Source organism: Nocardioides marmotae (assembly GCF_013177455.1).
Taxonomy (GTDB): Bacteria; Actinomycetota; Actinomycetes; order Propionibacteriales; family Nocardioidaceae; genus Nocardioides; species Nocardioides marmotae.
In genome coordinates, this window is the sequence record NZ_CP053660.1 from 3,265,718 (window position 1) to 3,283,945 (window position 18,228).

Annotated in this window: 13 protein-coding genes; 5 read left to right on the forward strand and 8 right to left on the reverse strand. The window is 72.9% G+C overall.

Annotated features, from left to right (window positions below; translation table 11 throughout):
* Nucleotide 1: 1 nt before the first annotated feature.
* Together HPC71_RS15595 and HPC71_RS15600 are read right to left on the reverse strand one after the other, a co-directional pair.
* Entirely contained in the window at nucleotides 2-1,699 is a 1,698-nt protein-coding gene (locus HPC71_RS15595; protein WP_154614825.1) for a phytoene desaturase family protein, read from the reverse strand.
* A gap of 102 nt (nucleotides 1,700-1,801) precedes the next feature.
* Complete coding sequence (locus HPC71_RS15600) at nucleotides 1,802-2,467, reverse strand: TetR/AcrR family transcriptional regulator (protein ID WP_154613232.1); 666 nt, start codon at nucleotides 2,465-2,467, stop codon at nucleotides 1,802-1,804.
* Nucleotides 2,468-2,756: 289 nt separating this feature from the next.
* Here HPC71_RS15600 and HPC71_RS15605 point away from each other — a divergent pair, with 289 nt between their 5' ends.
* The 5 genes from HPC71_RS15605 to HPC71_RS15625 all read left to right on the forward strand — a co-directional run bounded on the left by HPC71_RS15605 (nucleotide 2,757) and on the right by HPC71_RS15625 (nucleotide 9,544).
* Nucleotides 2,757-3,395: a hemerythrin domain-containing protein gene (locus HPC71_RS15605; protein WP_171896896.1), complete on the forward strand. Its 639-nt coding sequence runs from the start codon at nucleotides 2,757-2,759 to the stop codon at nucleotides 3,393-3,395.
* Between the two features lie 158 nt (nucleotides 3,396-3,553).
* Nucleotides 3,554-3,994, forward strand: coding sequence for a MarR family winged helix-turn-helix transcriptional regulator (locus tag HPC71_RS15610; RefSeq protein ID WP_154613234.1), 441 nt, complete (start codon nucleotides 3,554-3,556; stop codon nucleotides 3,992-3,994).
* A gap of 242 nt (nucleotides 3,995-4,236) precedes the next feature.
* Nucleotides 4,237-6,981: a CshA/CshB family fibrillar adhesin-related protein gene (locus HPC71_RS15615; protein ID WP_154613235.1), complete on the forward strand. Its 2,745-nt coding sequence runs from the start codon at nucleotides 4,237-4,239 to the stop codon at nucleotides 6,979-6,981.
* A 108-nt stretch (nucleotides 6,982-7,089) separates the two neighbouring features.
* Nucleotides 7,090-8,616 carry a SpaH/EbpB family LPXTG-anchored major pilin gene (locus HPC71_RS15620; RefSeq protein WP_154614823.1) on the forward strand — a complete coding sequence of 509 codons (1,527 nt, stop codon included), beginning with the start codon at nucleotides 7,090-7,092 and terminating at the stop codon, nucleotides 8,614-8,616.
* Nucleotides 8,617-8,719: 103 nt separating this feature from the next.
* Nucleotides 8,720-9,544: a class C sortase gene (locus HPC71_RS15625; RefSeq protein ID WP_171896898.1), complete on the forward strand. Its 825-nt coding sequence runs from the start codon at nucleotides 8,720-8,722 to the stop codon at nucleotides 9,542-9,544.
* A 48-nt stretch (nucleotides 9,545-9,592) separates the two neighbouring features.
* Here HPC71_RS15625 and HPC71_RS15630 read toward each other — a convergent pair whose 3' ends face one another.
* The 6 genes from HPC71_RS15630 to HPC71_RS15655 form a co-directional block, all read right to left on the reverse strand.
* Nucleotides 9,593-10,414 (reverse strand): GNAT family N-acetyltransferase, encoded by an 822-nt coding sequence (locus tag HPC71_RS15630; protein WP_253943740.1) that lies wholly within the window; start codon nucleotides 10,412-10,414, stop codon nucleotides 9,593-9,595.
* A 9-nt stretch (nucleotides 10,415-10,423) separates the two neighbouring features.
* Nucleotides 10,424-11,170, reverse strand: coding sequence for a B3/B4 domain-containing protein (locus HPC71_RS15635; protein WP_257866191.1), 747 nt, complete (start codon nucleotides 11,168-11,170; stop codon nucleotides 10,424-10,426).
* A 135-nt stretch (nucleotides 11,171-11,305) separates the two neighbouring features.
* On the reverse strand, nucleotides 11,306-11,950 hold the full coding sequence (locus HPC71_RS15640) for a response regulator (RefSeq protein ID WP_171896899.1): 645 nt from the start codon (nucleotides 11,948-11,950) through the stop codon (nucleotides 11,306-11,308).
* Complete coding sequence (locus tag HPC71_RS15645) at nucleotides 11,947-13,101, reverse strand: sensor histidine kinase (protein ID WP_253943741.1); 1,155 nt, start codon at nucleotides 13,099-13,101, stop codon at nucleotides 11,947-11,949. The genes HPC71_RS15640 and HPC71_RS15645 overlap by 4 nt, the downstream gene beginning before the upstream one ends.
* A 24-nt stretch (nucleotides 13,102-13,125) precedes the next feature.
* Entirely contained in the window at nucleotides 13,126-15,240 is a 2,115-nt protein-coding gene (locus HPC71_RS15650) for an MMPL family transporter (protein WP_154614922.1), read from the reverse strand.
* 173 nt (nucleotides 15,241-15,413) lie between these two features.
* Nucleotides 15,414-17,843 carry a hypothetical protein gene (locus HPC71_RS15655; protein WP_154614820.1) on the reverse strand — a complete coding sequence of 810 codons (2,430 nt, stop codon included), beginning with the start codon at nucleotides 17,841-17,843 and terminating at the stop codon, nucleotides 15,414-15,416.
* Between the last annotated feature and the right edge of the window lie 385 nt (nucleotides 17,844-18,228).

Genomic DNA, 18,228 nt, shown 5'->3' on the forward strand with positions numbered 1-18,228 from the left:
CTCAGCGCGGGTCGCCAGCGCGGCGTCGCGCGGGCCGGCGGATCACCGATCCGGGCTTGGAGGCCAGCAGCGGGTCGAAGTCCTCGGTGATCGGCGTCAGGCGCGCCTCGTCGACGAAGACGGCCCCGTCGCGGACCTCCTGGACCAGGTCGCGGCCGAGGACCGCCCCGGCGGTGCCCATGCCGCCCCAGATCGTGGCGTTGATGCCGAACATGTGCTCGGTGCTGCCGCCGGCGAGGAAGAGGCCCTCGATGTGCGTGCGGACCCGCGGCCGGAACGGGCCGAGGTTCCGCAGCAGCGGCGCGATGCCGTAGCAGGACCCGTCGGTGGTGAGGGTGAAGCGCTCCTGGGTGATCGGGGTCGAGGCCTCGCAGAAGACCATCCGCTCGCGCAGGTCGGGGATCATCAGCTCCGCGGTGTCCAGGACCCGCTGGGTGAGCTCCTCCTTGCGCGCCAGGTAGCGCTCGTCGCGGCCGTAGCCCGCCCCCTCGGCCAGGTCGGACCCGACGTGCCAGAACGCGTGGTCGGCCGGCGCCCAGCTCACCAGCTCCAGCGTGGAGTAGCCCGGCGGCGCGGAGTGGGTGCCCTCGGGGTCCTTCGCCGTCGGGCAGCTGATGCCGACCGGCATCTGCTCGGGGCAGCGGCCCGCGGCGACCTCGCGGTAGTAGCCGTCGACGTCGTTGGTGGGCCACACCCAGGCCAGCGGCGGGGTCCCCCGCTCGCGCAGGTCGACGTCGAGCGCGACGTACACCGCGAACATGGGCAGGGTCATCTCGAGCTTGCGCAGCCTGCGGCGCAGCCGCCGGGTCAGGTGCTCCTCGCCGACCAGGTCGGCCCAGGTCTTCTTGAAGTCCGCGGCCGAGACGACGACCCCGGCACGGATCTCCTCGCCGCCGCGCAGGCGTACGCCGCCGGCGCGGCCGTCCTCGATGAGGATCCGCTCGACGCGGGCCTTGGTCCGCACCCGCCCGCCGTGGGTCTGGATGACGTCGGTGAGGTGGGCGCCGATGACCTGCCCGCCGCCGCGGGGGTAGTAGGCGCCGGCCTGGAGGTAGTGGTGCAGGAAGCCGGCGTGCATCGCGGTCGGCGTCCGGTGCGGAGGCCAGGTGTAGTCGCCGTTCTCGGCGAGGATGACCGCCTGCGCGTCGGCGCTCAGCCCGCAGGCGGCCATCAGCGTCGTGATCGGCCGGACCCCCCACCGGAGCAGGGCGAGCGGGCGTCGTCGGGGCTGCTCGCCGGCGGCGATGGTGCGCATGATGCCGACGCACCGGCGCAGCCCCGCCTCCTCGTCGGGGAACGCCGCGACCAGGCGCTCGAGGTAGGTGTCCCAGCCGGTCGGGGTCTGGAAGGTCGTGCCCGGGACCATGATCTGGCAGTGGCCCTCCGGGCGCTGGCGCAGCCAGTTGATCCGCTCGGTCAGCGCCAGGCCGGACAGCGCGGTCTGCATCCGGCCACCGGGCCCGCACTCGCCGACGTAGTGGGTGCCGACGTCGAACTCGAACTTGTTGCCGGCCCGGCGGAAGACCTGGGTGCTGCCGCCGACCACCTGGTTGGCCTCGAGCACCAGCACCTTCGATCCGGTGGCGGCGAGGTACGCGGCGGTGGTCAGCCCGCCGGGTCCAGCCCCCACCACCACCACGTCCCAGCTCTCGGTCCCGGCCTCGGTGACCGGCGGGGGCGGCGTGGTGGTCTGCGTCATGGTGGATCGCTTTCGAGAGATATCTGGAGTCGGACTCCAGTTAACTCCGTCCCGTGCCGTCGCGCCAGGAGTCCCCGCGGTCGGCCCACAGCAGCCGGCCGATCAGGACGGCGGGATCAGGCCCTCGAGCAGGGTCAGCCCGGCCTCGATGACCGCCTGCTCGACCCGAGCGGGCGGGAGGGCCAGCTCGTCGCGACGCAGCGCCAGGGCGGCGACGCCGTTCCAGGCGCCGAAGAGGAAGTAGGACAGCTGCTCGGGGTCGACCGGACGGATCGCGCCGGCCTCCACCGCCTCGCGGATGCTCTGCTCGAACTCCCGGCGCAGCCGGCTGAACCGCGCGACGACCTCGTCCTCGACCGGCGTCCGCGGGCCGCGCCCGCCGGTGACGTTGAGGTAGGTCACCACCACCGGGTGGTCGAGGAGCAGGCGCAGGTAGGCGGCGCCGACGCCGGCGAAGCGCTCCAGCGGCGAGGTGTCAGCGGCGTACGCCGCGCGCAGCGCCTCGGTGGCCACGGCCAGGACCCGCTCGGTGACCGCGGCCACGAGCGCGTCCTTGGTGCCGAAGTGCACGTAGACCGAGGCGGCCGAGATGCCGGCCCGGGCCGCGACGTCCTCGACCCTGATCTCCTCGGGTGCGCGCTCGGAGAGCAGGTGCTCGGCGGCGTCGAGCAGCTGGGTGCGGGTGCGCTCTCGGCGGCGCGACCCCCGGGCGGCGGCCTCGGCGACCCCGCCGACCGGGGCAGCGGGGCTCCCGGTGTCGTCGTCCACGGTGGCCACCCTAGGGACACCGACCGCTCCCCCACACGATCCGCCGTCAATCCTCTTGACCGCCGGCGGCGGGCCTTCCTACCGTCGAGGGACCTCCACGTTCCACCTCGGACGACGCCTGCGCCCTGCACCCGCCCCGCGGGCCAGGGCGGGACGTCCACACGAGCGACGTCCCGCCGGTCGCCTCCGGCCCTGTCGCCCTCGCGGGTCCTCGGCCCGGTCACGGTGCGTGTCCGCACCGCGGGTCCGACGAGCCGCCCCCGCCGTCACCTCCCCGAGGAGTCCGACCATGACCGAGCACCTGACCATGAACACCGTCATCCACGCCGCCTTCCGGCGGGACATCGCGCGTTTCGACGCCGCACTCGCCTCCTTCCCCGACGGCTCCCAGGCGCGGGCCGACCAGCTGGTGGGGGCCTGGGACTTCTTCGAGGAACAGCTCCACGACCACCACGACTTCGAGGAGGAGTACTTCTGGCCCGCGCTGCGCCAGACCGACGCCGACCTGACCTCGCTCGCCGCCCTCGACGGCGAGCACCAGGCGATGCGCGACGCCCTCGACGTCGCCAGCCGGGAGGTGCGGGCGCTGCGGGCCACGCCGACCCCCGCGCAGGCCGCCGCCGCCCGGACGGCGGTCGCACAGCTCTCGACCGTCCTCCTCGACCACCTCGCCCACGAGGAGCGCGACCTCGAGCCGATCACGGCGGCCTACCAGGACGCGCCCTCGATGAAGGCGGCCCTCAAGCAGGTCAAGCGGGCGCACTTCTCGAGCATGGGCAACCTCGTCGAGTGGCTGCGCGACGGCGCCGACGCCTCCGACGTGGCAGCCATGCACCAGCAGGTGCCGGCACCGGTCGCCTTCGCCTTCGCCAAGGTCGCGGGCGGGCGCTACCGGCGCGAGATCGCCCCGACCTGGCGCGTCGGCTGATCGCCCCTCTCGAGGACGAGGGCGGTGCGCGTCGGCCGTCCGCGACGTGACCTTCTTCTTCGACGAGCCGGCCTCGGACCTCGCGCCGGCGCGGCGGTAGAGTCCGCGCCGGCGGGCCGACGCCCGCCGACACCTGCGGCTCGTGCGGAAAGGCGGCCATGAGCGAGACCAGCCTCGACGCCAGCGAGGCGTGGCAAGCCCTGGTCCACGCGCACGACCGGCTCATCCGCGTCTTCGAGGCCCACCTCAAGGACGAGCACGGACTGACCAGGCCCAAGTTCGACGTCCTGCGGCGCCTCCTCGAGGCGGACGGGTACCGCACGCGCATGCAGGAGCTGGCCCAGGCGATCTTCTACAGCAGCGGCTCCGCGACCAAGGTGATCGACCGCCTCGTCGAACGGGACCTCGTCGAGCGCAGCGCTCACGACCGCGACCGGCGGGTCGTCTTCGTGTCCCTGACCCCCGCGGGGCTCGACCTCGCCCGCAAGGCCGTGGCGGGGCACCGCGAGCTGGCCCGCACGAGCATCGCACCGTTCCAGAGTGCGGCCGAGGCCCACCACGTGCTCACCTACCTGCGCCGCCTCGCCGACGGCACGTAACCACCGGCGGCCCTGCGAGCCGCCCCCGGCTGATCCCCCGGCCCCGGCCGATCCCCCGGCCCCTGCTGATCCCCTGCCGATCCCTGCTGATCTCCGGGCCCAGCCGAGGGCGCCGGGCGGGCACCCCACCCCCGCCTACCCGCCGGTATCTGCCGTATCTATAGTTGCCGCTGCAGATATCGCAGAAGCAGATTTCTCGAGTTGTCGGTGAACCAGCACGCCTCACACCGGGAGTTCGACAGATGAGCCACCACCGAGAGCGCCGGGCCTGCCGCCGCGGCGTACGGATCGCCGCGGCGCTGGCCCTGGCCGCCACCGGGCTGACGACCGTCGACGTCGCCTCCGGCCGACAGACGGCCGACGCCGCCTTTGCGGACCACCCCACGAGCAAGGGCAGGTACGTCGACGTCATCGACTGGATCCAGTGGGGGTCCCGCAACAACGAGGTCGTCCTTCGGAACCCTCAGAGCACGAAGACCGTGACCTCGACCCGGCGGATCGGCGACGAGACCCTCCGGGTCGCCTGCACCATCAGCGGGCTGCGCTGGGAGGTGTCGCTCGGCACCGGCGACAACGGCGCCAACTCCGGCGAGACACTCACCCCGCCCCTGGTCGCCTACAAGCCGGGCAGCTGGGCGGGCGACGCCCTGGACGACCTGTACAACGTCGGCGGCCCCGGCTACGCCGTACAGACGCCGGGCAGGACACCGACCTACCCCGACGACTACCGCAATCCCAACGAGATGGTGATCGGGCTCGGCAACCCCAACCCGGGCGTGCCCGACAGCGCGCCCGCCCCGGTCACCGCCGCGGAGACCGACGGCGCCCGGATGTCGTTCGACTTCGCCTGCAGCGCCACCCTCGACGGCGAGCCGATGCCGCTGGAGGGGATCGTCTTCGCGGATGCGGAGGCCTCCAGCTCCCGCAACCCGGCCTTCCAGGGGAACAACATCGGCCCGGAGTGGGTCCAGGCCAACGCCACCGACCCGAACGCGACGTGGCGACTGCTGGAGCAGGAGCGCACCTGCACGCAGGCATCGAGCGTGGCGACCTGGCAGGGCAGCGCCCTGCGCATGGGGGTCGACGGGCAGGAGTGCAGCAACCAGAACGGCTACGAATGGCCCACCCCCGACCCCAACGGCCACGGGCCGACCGCGGTGGCGTTCCTGGAGAACACCTCCGACGCCACCCAGGTGTCCGCCCGGGTGGAGACCCAGGGGCGTGGCTACAGCGCGATCGCGCTGGGCTACGTGCTCGCCAGCGACTTCGGTGACGCCCCCGCCAGCTACGGCGAGGCGGGCGCACTGCTCCACCCCCAGTGGACCGACGGCGAGATTCGCAGGGGCGTCACGACCAACCTGTCCACGGCCCCGCAGGCGCGCTACCAGCTGCCGATGCGAAGCATCCTGGGCGACAGCGTCGACGCCGAGCCGAGCCACCGAAGCACGGCCGCGGCCGACGGTGACGACGTCGACGGCACCGCCGACGAGGACGGCCTGGGCGCCTCGAGCCTGGCCCGTGACGGGTTCGCCCTGCCCGCGGGGCTGTTCGACGCGTCGAGCTCGCAGCCCTTCGTCGTCGAGGACGTCGCCTGCTACGGCCCGAGCACCGGGACGTCGTACGTGTCGGCCTGGATCGACTGGAACGGCAACGGGTCCTTCGACCCCGGCGAGCGCTCGGCCACCGCGGAATGCGCGGCGGGCGGCCCGCACAGCGTCGACCTGGCGTGGACGGTGCCGGCCGGCTCCAGCCCTGCCGCCACCCACACCTACCTCCGGGTCCGGATCGCCGAGGACCGCGCGACCGCCGAGAAGCCCCTGGGCATCTCGCAGCGCGGCGAGGTCGAGGACTACCGCCTCGAGGTGCCCGCCCGCCTGCGGGTGGACAAGACCTGGGTCGTCGACGGCGAGCGCCACCCGCACGGCAGCCAGCCCGAGGGGCTCGTGGCCCGTCCCACGCTCGAGCCGACGGCCGGCACCGACCCCGAGTGGGGCGTGTGGCAGGCCGGCCACCAGCCCGGTGACGAGGTCCGGATCGGCGAGAGCGTCGTGATCGACGACGCCGTCGCCGGCTGCACGATCACCCGCAGCACCCTCACCGGCGACGGCCTGCCGAGCGGCGGCGTGGACCTGCAGAACGGAACGGCGACCGCGTCGGTGACGCTCCCGCAGTCGGTGAACCGCTACGAGATCACCAACGAGGTCACCTGCGCCCAGCGGCTCACCCTGATCAAGGAGGTCGAGTACGGCGACCGGTCGCCGACCGACTGGCGTCTCTCGGCAACCGGCCCGGCGGACGCGCTGGCCGGCCACCAGGACGCGGCGAGCGGCACCACCGTCGAGGTCTCCGCGGACGTCGCCTACCGGCTCAGCGAGCGCGGTCCCGACGAGTACGTCCCCACCGAGGAGGGCTGGCAGTGCGTCGACGCGCGCACGGATCGCCCCGTCGATGCGACCGGGGACGAGGTCACCCTGCGCCCCGGCCAGGACGTCTCCTGCCTGATCGCCAACACCACGGCCCGGTTGTCCCTCCTCAAGCAGGTCGAGAACGGCGACGCCGAGCCGGACGACTGGACCCTGGCGGCGCAGCCGGGATCCTCGGGGCTCGATCTCGCCGACCACGAGACGCCGGGCGCGGCGTCGCTGGACGGCGCCCCCACCTGGGAGGTCCGTCCGGGCGAGCCCTACCGGATCAGCGAGCGCCCCACGGACACCGCACCCGACGGCTACCACCTCGACCGGGTCGAGCTCAGCACGGACGGCGGTAGCACGTGGCGCGCGGTCGACCCCGACGATGCGGTCACCGTCCCGGCCGGGACCCACGCCGTCTACCGCTTCGTCAACCAGTCGGTGCCGTCCCTCGCGCTGCCGACGACCGGTGGTCTCGGCCGCGACGCCTACCTCGCGGGCGGGGTGCTCCTGCTCTCCCTCGGGGCACTCCTCGGCCTCCGACGCGGCGCTCGCGCCCGCCGAGCCCGCCGCACCTGACCCCCACCGGCACCACGTCCGGTGGCCCCACAGCCAGCGCCACGACCGTGGCGCGAGGGTCGTCCGGGTGCGCTCAGCAGCCCGGACGCCAGGAAGGAATGGATACCCGTGTCACACACAGGCAGGACCCGGAGGAGGCGCTTCCTCACCATGCTCGCCGCCGGGACGCTCACCCTGGGGGCCGCCCTGGGGATGGCGACCGGCGCGACCGCAGCGCCCAGCTTCGGCAACATCGACGAGGACGCCACCGGCTCGATCATCGTGCACAAGCACGAGAACCAGGTCGGCACCGGCGCCGAGCAGAACCCCGACGGCACCGGGACCCCGATCCCGTCCGCGCCGGTCGCAGGCGTGGAGTTCACCGCCTACGAGATCCTCGACGCCGACGGCACGCCCGTCGACCTCACCGTCCCCCGCAACTGGGACCACCTCGACGACCTCGAGGTGTCCGCCGACGGCAAGACCCTGACCGGTGGCCCCGGCGCGCCGAGCGGCCCGTGGACCGTCGGTGCCGCGAAGGACGCCGGCACCACCGGCGCCGACGGCACGACCCGCCTCGACCTCGACCGGATCGGCGCGTACGTCGTCGTCGAGACCGACGCGCCCACGTCCGTCGTCCAGCGGGCCCACCCGTTCATCGTCACCATCCCGCTCCCGTACGAGGACGGCTGGCTCTACGACGTGCACGTCTACCCCAAGAACGGCCTCGTGGACATCACCAAGTCGGTCACCGCGCAGCCCGCTGACGGCCTCGGCCTGGGCAGCACGGTCTCCTTCCCGGTGACCACCCGGGTGCCCGGCCTCGCCCCCGGCACCGCCTTCGACAGCTACGTGGTGCAGGACGTCCTCGACCCGCGCCTGGGCTCGGTCGGCGTCGCAAGCGTCACCCTCGACGGCGCGAAGGTCGACGCCTCCTACTACACCGTCGAGGTCGACGGCAACACCGTGCGCGTCGTCTTCACCCCCGCCGGCCTGACCTGGCTGGCCACCCAGGCCGACCAGCGGCTCGTGACGACCTTCGAGGGCACCGTGGAGTCGATCGGCAACGGCACGATCACCAACGAGGCGACCGTGTTCGTCAACGACCCCACCGAGACCAACGGGCTCACCTCCAACACGGTCGAGACCAGCTGGGGCGACCTCGTCATCAAGAAGACCGACGCCGCCAGCCCCGGGACCGGCCTGGCGGGCGCGCAGTTCCAGGTCTACGCCGCCGCCGACCCCTACGCCACGAGCTGCACCGCGGCCACTCCCACCGGGTCGCCGCTGACCGTGGACGGGAAGTCCACCTTCACCTCGGACGCGGACGGCAAGATCTCCGTCGACGGACTGTTCGTCAGCGACAGCGTCAACGAGAAGGCGAGCGCGACCACGCGGTGCTACGTCCTCAAGGAGGTCCAGGCCCCGGCCGGCTTCGTCACCCCGAGCGGCGACGACGCCTACACCCCGGTCGCGGTCAGCACCGGCGCCACCACCGGCGTCGACGTCACCATCGAGAACGTGCAGCAGGTCGTGCCCCCGCTGCCCGACACCGGTGGCGAGGGTCGCGCGGCGCTGCTCGCGGCCGGAGCCCTCGTGCTCGGCCTGGCACTGACGCTCTCGGTGGCCACGCGCCGTCGTGCGGCGCGGTCCTGACCGACGAGCGAGTCGTCAGGTGCCGATGCACCCATCACGGACGGGTCGTCCTTCCCCCCGCACGGGGGGAAGGGCGGCCTCGTTCGTCGCCGGTCCGGTCGTCGTGGCGCTGCTCGTCGTGCTGGGCAGCGGGATGCTGCTCTACCCGAGCGCAGCGAGCTGGTTCAGCGCCGTCAACCAGGCCGAGGTCACCGAGGCCTACCAGGCGGACCTGCGCCGCGCCGCGCCGGCGGAGGTGGCCGCGCACCTCCGCCGGGCCAAGCGCTACAACGCCGCCCTGACCAGCGGCGCGCTCCTCGAGGCGGGGTCCCGCAAGCCGTCCGACAGCGGCGCTCCCCGCGACCCCTCCCTCGACTACGACTCGATCCTCGACATCAACGGCTCCGGTGTGATGGGGCACGTGGTCATCCCCGACATCGACGTCGACCTGCCGATCTACCACGGCACCTCCGACGAGGTGCTGCGCCAGGGGGCCGGTCACCTCGAGGGCTCGCACCTGCCGGTCGGCGGACGCGGCACGCTCGCGGTCATCGCGGCCCACCGCGGGTTGCCGGAGGCCACGATGTTCGACGACCTCGACCAGGTCGAGGTCGGCGACGAGTTCGTCGTCGACGTCTTCGGCACCGCGATCGCCTACGAGGTCACGACCACCCAGGTGGTGGAGCCGGACGAGACCGAAGCGCTGCGCCCGGTGCCCGGCAAGGACCGGGTGATGCTCGTGACCTGCACCCCGGTCGGCGTCAACAGCCACCGGATCCTGGTGACCGGCGAACGCGTCGGCGAGGTGCCCCAGGACGCTGTCCCGGGCGACGGGCCCCGCGCCGCGGTGGGCTTCCCGTGGTGGCTGCTCGGCGCGGGCGCCGCCCTCACCGTGGCCGTCGTCCACGCCCGGCCGCGCCGACGCGATCCCGCCACCGGGCAGGCGTGACCAGGCCGCACGGCGGGCGGGGCAGGATCACCCGCCCGCCGTGCGTGGTCAGATCGGTTGCCGGGGCGGAGCGAGTGAGCAGAGGTACGGCGTCGTGGTCGTCACCGCGACCAGCCCGCTGCGCTCCAGGATGGGCCGCGACATCTCCGTGCAGTCGCTGTGCAGGTGGACCACGCCCAGGGCCAGGGCCGCCTGCGCCCGGGCGGCCACCACGGCGCGGTAGATGCCGCGGCCGCGCCACGCCGCGGAGGTGGCACCGCCCCAGAGCCCGGCGACGTCGGTGCCGGGCACCACCTCCAGCCGGCCGGCGCAGACGACCATCCCCGCAGCGTCCTCGGCGAGCCACAGGCCGGTGCGGTCGGGCTCCGCGGCCAGTCTCGCGGCGAGCAGACGGGCGTCCGGGCCGGCATCCCGGCCGAAGACGTCGGTCTGGAGCCGGGACGCCCGGGCGACGTCGTCCAGCAGGTCGCCGCCCTCCCCGGCCCGCCGCAGCGTGATGCCCGCCGGCAGGTCGAGCGGCCGGGCCAGCAGGTCGGCCCGCCCCATCATCACCGTCTCCGCAGGGTCCGGCACGAAGCCGTGAGCCACCAGCCGCTCGGGGAGGTCGGCCGGTCGGTCGTGGCCGCGGGTCTTCCACTCGAAGCTCGCCACGTCGGTCTCGTCGCGGTACCACGCGACCGTCTCGGCGATGAGCCGGTCGAGGTCGTCTCCGTCGACGCCGAGCTCGCGGTAGGAGACGAAGCCGCCGTGCTCGAGCACGCCGCGCACGAGCGGGCCGTGCCGGTGCCAGGACAGGGCGCCGACCATCTCCGCCTCCAGCCGCAGCTGGGAGTCGTAGGCGGCGAGCAGCTCACCCGTCGTCGCGGTCACCACCCGAGGCTAGCCCCGGTGCGAGGTCGTCGGGCCGAGGAGGCGGGTGGCGGTCCGGACGTCTGGACCGAGCCGGCGCAGGTGGTCGAGGAGGTCCTCGCCGGCCGCGAGGAGAGCCTGGTCGGTCAGGGGCTCGAGCGCGTCGAGGATGAACAGCGCGGAGGTGGTGTCGGCGGTGAGCTGGGTACGCCGTCCCTGGCGCCAGTTCCAGCGTCGGCAGGTGACCCCCTCGTCGTCGCACCACACCACCTCGCCCGGCTCGGGGTGCTCGACCACCGGCCGGCCCTCGGCGACGGTGTCGAACGGCTCCTCCCCGGTGGCACGCAGGAGGCGGGGCGGTCCGGCGTAGGCATCGAGGTCCTCCCCGCCGAGCGGGACCTGGTGCAGCACGCTGAGGGCGTTGTAGAGGTCGGTGAGCCGGTTCACCCGCGGCAGGCCCGCGGAGGCGGCGCGGCGCATCAGGGCCTCGAGGCTGTTGCGGGTGCGCTGGGGCTTGGCGCCGAAGGCCCGGTACGCCTCGCGCCAGGCGCGCACGTGGGGCACGTCCTCGACCGCTCCCCCGGCGAGTGCGCTCGCCGCGGCGGCCTCGGCCCGGGCCAGCGCCTCCTCGCTCGCCGCGTCGCTCTCACCGGCGGTGATGCCGCTGGCGGCGACCAGCAGCGCGCGGTAGTCCGGGCGCAGCGTGCTCACCTCGGGAGCGATGCGGGCGCCGTCGAGGTACGCCTCGAGCTCGGCAGCCGTGCGGGCGCCGGTCACGGCCGGCCCCGTCCCCGGCGCCCGGGGAGGACCCCGACCGCCGTCGCCGCAACCGTCCGATCCGCGCCCGTGTCCATCTGTCCATCATGCGCCTCTCGGGCACACCGACGGGCGGGTCGCTGCGGGGCGAAGCGCCTAGAGGAGCCCGGCTTCGTACGCGGCGATCACGAGATGGACCCGGTCGCGAGCGTCCATCTTCGCCAGGATCCGGCCCACGTGGGTCTTGGCGGTCAGCGGGCTGACGACCAGCTCGTCCGCGATCTCCTGGTTGCTCCTGCCCGCGGCGACCAGCTGAAGCACCTCGCGTTCGCGCGCCGTCAGGCTGGCCAGCCGCTCGGGCACCGGCGCGTCCGGGCGACTCAGCGCCCGGGTGATGACCGCCCTGGTCGCGCCGGGCGACAGCAGCGCCTCGCCCGCCGCGACGGTGCGGATGGCGTGCAGCAGCGCGTCCGGACGGGTGTCCTTGGGCAGGAATCCACACGCCCCCGCGCGAAGGCCGCGCAGCACGTTGGTGTCTGTCTCGAACGTGGTCAGGATCAGCACCTTGCTGCCGCTCGACCCAGCGTCAGCGACGATCTGCCGAGTCGCCTCGATGCCGTCGGTGCTCGGCATCCTGATGTCCATCAGGACGACGTCGGGGCGCAGGTCCAGGGTCAGCGTCACCGCATCGTCGCCGGTGCCGGCCTCCCCGACGACCTCCATGTCCTCGGCGGAGCCCACCAGCAGCGCGAACGCGGCGCGCACCAGGGTCTGGTCGTCGGCGAGCAGGACCCGGATCACGACGGCACCCGCCAGAACTCCGGCAGCGGCAGGCTGGCCCGTACCTCGAACCCGCCGGACTCGCCCGGCCCGGCGCACAGCTCGCCGCCGACGGCCTGCGCCCGGCCGGTCATCCCGACGATCCCGAAGCCGGCCGATGTCACGGTCGGGTCCGGCCGCGCAGGCCCGGGATCGACGACCGCGATCCGCAGCCGGTGGCCGTCCTGGCCGAGTCGGACGGTCGCGTGCTCGGCCGCCGAGTGTCGGATGACATTGGTCAGCGACTCCTGGACGATCCGATAGGCCACGACGGACACCGTCGACGGCAACTCCTCCGGCAGCCCGACAGCCTCCACGTCGACCCGGACACCAGCCGCCTCGGCCATGTCCACCAGACGCTGCAGCTCACCGAGCTGGGGCGCTGGCTCGGTCGGCTCGGCCTCGCCACCGTGCAGGATGTCCAGGATGGCGCGCAGCTCGTGGAGCGTGGCTCGGCTCGTGTCCGACAGGTGGTGCAGCGTGCTGGACAGCTCCCGCAGCGGCGCATCGGCCCGCCTCGGCAGCTGGTCGATCAGGTGCGCAGCGACCGAGGCCTGGACGTTCGCGACCGCGAGGCCGTGGGCCAGGACGTCGTGCAGCTCGGCAGCGATCAGCACCCGCTCCTCGGCGACCCGCCGCTCGACCTCATCGGCACGCTCCTGTTCGAGCCGCGCGGTGACGGAGGCGTTCCAGTCCTGGCGGAAGCGGACCGCGAGACCGGCGAAGAACGCCACGAGCAGCCAGCCGAGGCCGAGGAGAGCATCGCCAGGTGCGCCCGACGCCTCGTCGGCGACGACCGGCACGGTCACCGCACCCACCGCCACCAGGGCGGCGACGGCCCGCCGCTGAGGCTCGCTGTAGCGCGCGGCCGTGAACGCCGCCACGAGTGAGGCCGCCATCGTGGCCTCGTGGGGATAGTCGAGGAGGTGGTACGGCGTCGACACGGCGAGGACCGCGAGGGCGACGGGGATCGGCCAGCGCCGGCGGACCAGCAACGGCGCCGAGACCGCGCCCAGGAGCACGATCGCCCACAGATCCACGCTCCGCTCACCGTCGAAGTCGACCGCCTCGAGCGTCACCGCGGCGACGACGCCGAGCACGAACGACCCTGCCGCCAGCAGCCGATCGGCCACTGGCGGACGGAGTGCCGTCATCGTTCACACACGGCCATCGACACTGTCCTCACTCTCCCGCGAGAGCTTGCTGGGCCACCAGATCCTCGAACCCAGCGACATCGTCAGTGCGGGAACCACGATGGACCGCACCAGCAAGGTGTCGATGAGCACGCCGACGGCGACCAGTATCCCGATCTCGACCAGCATGACGAGCGGCAGCGAGGCGAGCACCGCGAACGTCGCCGCCAGCACGACGCCGGCCGAGGTGATCACGCCACCTGTCACCGCGAGGGCCCGCTTCGTGCCGTCGACGGTGCCGTGCCGGACGGCCTCCTCCCGTACCCGGGTCATCAGGAAGATGTTGTAGTCGACACCGAGCGCCACCAGGAAGAGGAAGCCGATCAGGGGCACCGACGACTCCAGCCCGGAGAAGCCGAGCACATGGTCGAACAACAGGTTGCACAGTCCGAGGGCTCCGAAGTACGACACCACGACGGTCGCGACCAGCACCAGCGGAGCCACGATCGCCCGCAGCAGCAGTCCGAGGATGGCGAGCACCACCAGCAGGATCAGCGGCATCACCAGGTCGCGGTCGGTCTTGTTGGTCTCGGCCTCGTCGATCTTCTCGGCACTCGGACCGCCGACCAGCGCAGCCTCACCGGCGACCGTGCGCAGGTTCTCCCGCAGCTGCTTGATCGTCGCCGTCTCACCCGCGCTCTCCGGGGGGTCGACCGGGAGCACGGAGATCTCCACCCAGTCGTCGCCGGCCCGGTCGATCTCGGCCTGCGCGACCCCCGGCGTGCTCTCGACGGCGGCCAGGACCTCGCGGCTCCGGTCCGGCCGGCTCATCACGGTGAGCGGCTGACCGCTCTCGTCGGGGTAGCGCGCCTCGATCAGCTTCGCCCCGATGACCGAGTCCGGTGTCGAGCGGGCGAACTGGTCCAGCTGCGGAAGGGAGCCGCTCGCACCCACGGTGCCCAGCGCGAGACCGCCCAGGATCACCAGCGGAGCCGCCCAGCTGACGACGCGGCGGCGCGCGACCAGCTCGCCGAGACGGGCCCACCCGGATCGGGGCTTGTGTGCCTCGCCCCCGAGCCGCGGGACGAACGGCCAGAAGACCCGGCGCCCGAGCAGCACCAGCAGGGCCGGGAACAGCGTCAGCATGACCAGCAACGCGGCCCCGATGCCCGCCGCGCCCACCGGGCCGAGACTGCTGATGCTGTTGAGGTCCGCGGCCAACAGGCACAACAAGCCGGCGACCACCGTCGCGGCCGAAGCGAGGATGGCCGGGCCGGCACCGCGCAGCGCCTGCAGCATCGCATCTATCGGCCGAGCGTGTCGGTGCAGCTCCTCGCGGTAGCGGGACACGAGAAGCAAGGCGTAGTCGGTGCCCGCGCCGAAGACCAGCACGATCAGCAGCGCCGAGCTCATGCTCGTGATGGTGAAGTCGAAGATCTGGGTCAGTGCGTAGACGGTGGCCATCGACGTGATCGCCGCGACCCCGACCGCGGCGAGCGGGACCAGCCACAGCAGCGGACTGCGGTAGGTCAGGATCAGCAGGAGCGCCACCACCACGGCAGTAGCGAGCATCAACGTCGCATCGACCGCATCGAAGACCTCGTCCATGTCGGCCCCCAGCGCGGTCGGACCGGTGACATGTGCGTTCAGGCCACGCGGCCGGTCGTCGAGAAGGGCACGCGCGTCTGCGGTGGCGCCGGCCTCCTCGGCGACCGCCTCACGGTCGAGCGGAAGCGCATACATCAGGGCCGTGCCGTCGTCGGAGGCGACGATCGCGGGCAGTGCGTCGGGATCGTTGCCGAATCGCTCCGCCAGCTCGGACCGGCCGCGTTCGACCGCCTCCCGATCGCCCGGCTGGAGGCCTCCCGGTCGTTCGTGCACGATCATGAGCAGGCCGTTCTCGCCGCCGGGTAGGCCGGCCTCGGCCTGGAGCACCTTGGTCGACTGGGCACTGGCCGGCAAGTAGTCGGCCTGCCCGTCGCGGGTCACCGAGTCGAGCTTGCCGGCGAGGGAGTAGCCGCCCACCAGCAGCCCGACCCACACGGCCACCACGAGCCAGGGCAGCAGGGTCTTGGTCAGTGATCTCTTCGGTCTCGTGTCGGCACCGGTACGGTCGGGCGCCGTGAGTTCAGTGGTCATGCCGATCACGCTGTCAATCAGGCGAGGCTGACGCGTCTGGCCACGGCAGACACTTCGGCGTACTCCGTGCGGAGTACGCCGGATGTCTGTCCGGTCGGCGGGCCGGCGCCGTGCATTGGTGAGCATCTCGCGGCTTGCTTCGCGCGAACGGCCGCGTCCGGAAGCTCACATGGTCACCGTCGATCGCGGACGACCACGGTGCTCCTGCGCGGAGGCCCCCCGCCGATGCTGTCGAAGTAGGCGATGGTGACCCGCTTGGGCGGGTCGGCTGCTCGGTCCCGGCGGGTGGGGATCTCGATCCGGATCGTCCTTCGGCTTCCCGGGGCGGAGCCCGTCAGTGAGACTCCGAGACGGGACAGCGGGCGGTCGAGGTCGCCGGTGATGCCCTGGCGGCGCAGCCAGCGGCGCCGCAGATCGGTGCCTCGAAGCGCGCGAGGGCCGTGACCGCCCACGAACTCGAAGGTGACTCGCCATTCGTAGCCGACGGGCTCGACGAGACGGGCCGTCATCACGATCGGTTGCCCTTCCCGCACGCTGCGGGTCACGTGGAGTCGCACCGCCGGCGTGGGGTCATCGTCGCGGACCACGAGATTCCCGAGATAGTCGTCGGTGGCCAGCCCTCGCAACGGCCACACGGCCATGTACGACGCGCCGGCAGGCCCCGAGTCGAGCCGGTCCACGCGATAGCGGACCGGGATCGAGCCCGTGGTCTGACCGGGTGCGATCTCGACGGTGAAGCGTTGCTTGCTCTCGGGCTGTAGTCCGTCGGTGACCACGAGCAGCCGCCCGGGCCGGGTGACCGTGCCGGTGATGGCGAAGGGCACCCGAGCAGTCCGCATCGTCGGTCGGTCGCCGCTCGGATCTCCCTCGGCGATGGTGAGCTCGCCGAGATGGATCTGGGGTGCCCGGATCGCCGGCACGGACGCGAGGGTGAGCGGTGCCGCGGCGAGGTCCGCCACCCAGAGCCTGCCCCCGCCGGCGCCGCCGACGATCTCGACCGAGCGGATGTCACTGAGGTCGACCCCGCGTGCCGCGCTCGCGTCGACCAGCACTGACTGTGCCCACATCTTGGTGGCACTCCCGGCTGCCATGAGCGGAGGCAGACTGCTTCCCCCCATGGGAAGGAGGGTGTCGCTCTCGCCGGCACCGTCGGTGATCCGGACCCGCAGCTCGGCGGCGATCCCAGGGGCGACCATGGTGCGCATCTCCAGTCGTGCGGAGTCGAGGTCCAGCGGCTGGTCGAATCGCAGTCCCGCGACGGCGCCGGACCGGGACCAGGTCATCTCCCAGAACATGCGGCGAGGAGTCCGGGCGCCGTACGCGACCCAGTGCGGGGTGACGGCGCGGGCCCGCGGCAGGCAGTCCTCGATCCGGACCTGGCCACTGTTGACTCGTCCCGTGCACAGGCGAGCCCTGGCACTCCCGGAGGACGTCGTCGGTGTCGCCTCGATCCCTGGCCGTCGCACGTCACGGCCCCCGCCGATCGCATGCGACCGCACGTCGGCGTCACCCACGGACGGGGTCGTGGCGGCCGAGCCGTCGAAGAGCGGGAGATGCTCCACCTGCCCCGTGAAGAGACCGACGGCACCGGCGACGTAGACCGTCCCGACGGCGCGCTGCTCGGGAGCAGTCAAACGCTCGGGAGTCCGGCGTCCGCACGGCTGGTCTGCCGGTCCACCCCAGTCGTCGACGGACGGTGCCGCGGAGACGCCCGGGGTCCACTCGGTGTTGAAGAAGTTGTGATTGGCACCCATGACCAGGACCGAGCTCTTCAGAGAGGTGTCGTCGGTCATGACGTCGCGGGATGTGTCGGTGTAAAGCTGTCCCTGGAGGTCGGCGACGTCCCCGTCGCAGTAGGGCAGGACGGTCACGGTCGGCACGTAGGGCGCGGTGTTCGTGGCGAAGTTGGTCGGCGCGAGAAGCACTTGCCCGGCGACGCGGTACGGCGCGGAGAGCGGTATCCGTGTCGCGGCGCGGCTCGCCCCTTCGCCGCCGCGGCTGTGACCGACCAGGATCACCTGGTCCAGGTCGACCTGCCGGTCGCGGGCGAGCCCGACCCAGTGGTCGAGGTGACGCAGGACGACCCGGGCTCGGGCGTCGGCGCCGCCGTCGCCGAGCGCGTCGTCCTGGGCATTCACGCCGTTGACGCCCACGGACACCGTCGTGTGACCCTGCGATGCGAGCACCTGCTGCAGGTAGTGGTGGCCGAGGTGGGTCGGGACCTCGTCGAATCGACCGGTGCACGGCCACCGGGTCGAGACTGCCTGAGGGTCGTCCGGGTCGTAGCAGACCGCGTGCCGCCCGGGGATGAAGAGGACGAGCGGCCGGTTGCCGGTGTCGGCGTCAGCCACGGGCTCGACGACGTGTCCGACCATCTCGATCGGCTCGACCAGGCCCGGAACCTTCAGCCGCGGCAGCTCGTAGTCGCTCGTCGACGTGGCGTGCGGTCCAGCGACGCCCGGGTCAGGTGCCAGCAGCGGGTGGGTGGATGGCAGACCCTTCAGAGCGGGATCGTCGAGGGGAGCGCGGAAGGAGCGGGCGGGACGGGACTCCTCGAGATGGTCACCCGACAGCGCGACGTCGAGCCTGGCCGGATCGGGCACCGACGCACTGACCACGACCGCCTCGACCGTCCGGCCGTCGTCGCGGACGGTCGCAGGTCCGAACGACAGCCCTGCGCCACGGATCGTCGGGCGATCAGAGGTCATCGGGAGAGTCTTCGGCGACGTCCACCGGACGACGTACCGATCCCCCGACAGCGGCTCGACCTGCCAGCGACCGGCGTCCTTCGACCCAGGAGGCCCCGCGGGCTCCGCGCGGACCTCCGGCGGCGATGCCTGTGACGTCCCCGACAGGGCGGTCCCGACCAGGGCAGTCGTCAGGGCCGCACCCAGGAGCATCCTGATCACGGTGGTTGGTCTCGTCGTCCGGGGCAGGCTCGTTGCCGGGGCGGGTCGCAATCGCACGGGGTCTCCTAGGGATGCGCGT

What these genes read in the sequence shown, in the direction of transcription:
- HPC71_RS15595 (WP_154614825.1), bottom strand. Translation starts at nt 1,699, where the DNA reads ATGACGCAGACCACCACGCCGCCCCCGCCGGTCACCGAGGCCGGGACC.
- HPC71_RS15650 (WP_154614922.1), bottom strand. Translation starts at nt 15,240, where the DNA reads ATGACCACTGAACTCACGGCGCCCGACCGTACCGGTGCCGACACGAGA.
- HPC71_RS15615 (WP_154613235.1), top strand. Translation starts at nt 4,237, where the DNA reads ATGAGCCACCACCGAGAGCGCCGGGCCTGCCGCCGCGGCGTACGGATC.
- HPC71_RS15610 (WP_154613234.1), top strand. Translation starts at nt 3,554, where the DNA reads ATGAGCGAGACCAGCCTCGACGCCAGCGAGGCGTGGCAAGCCCTGGTC.
- HPC71_RS15605 (WP_171896896.1), top strand. Translation starts at nt 2,757, where the DNA reads ATGACCGAGCACCTGACCATGAACACCGTCATCCACGCCGCCTTCCGG.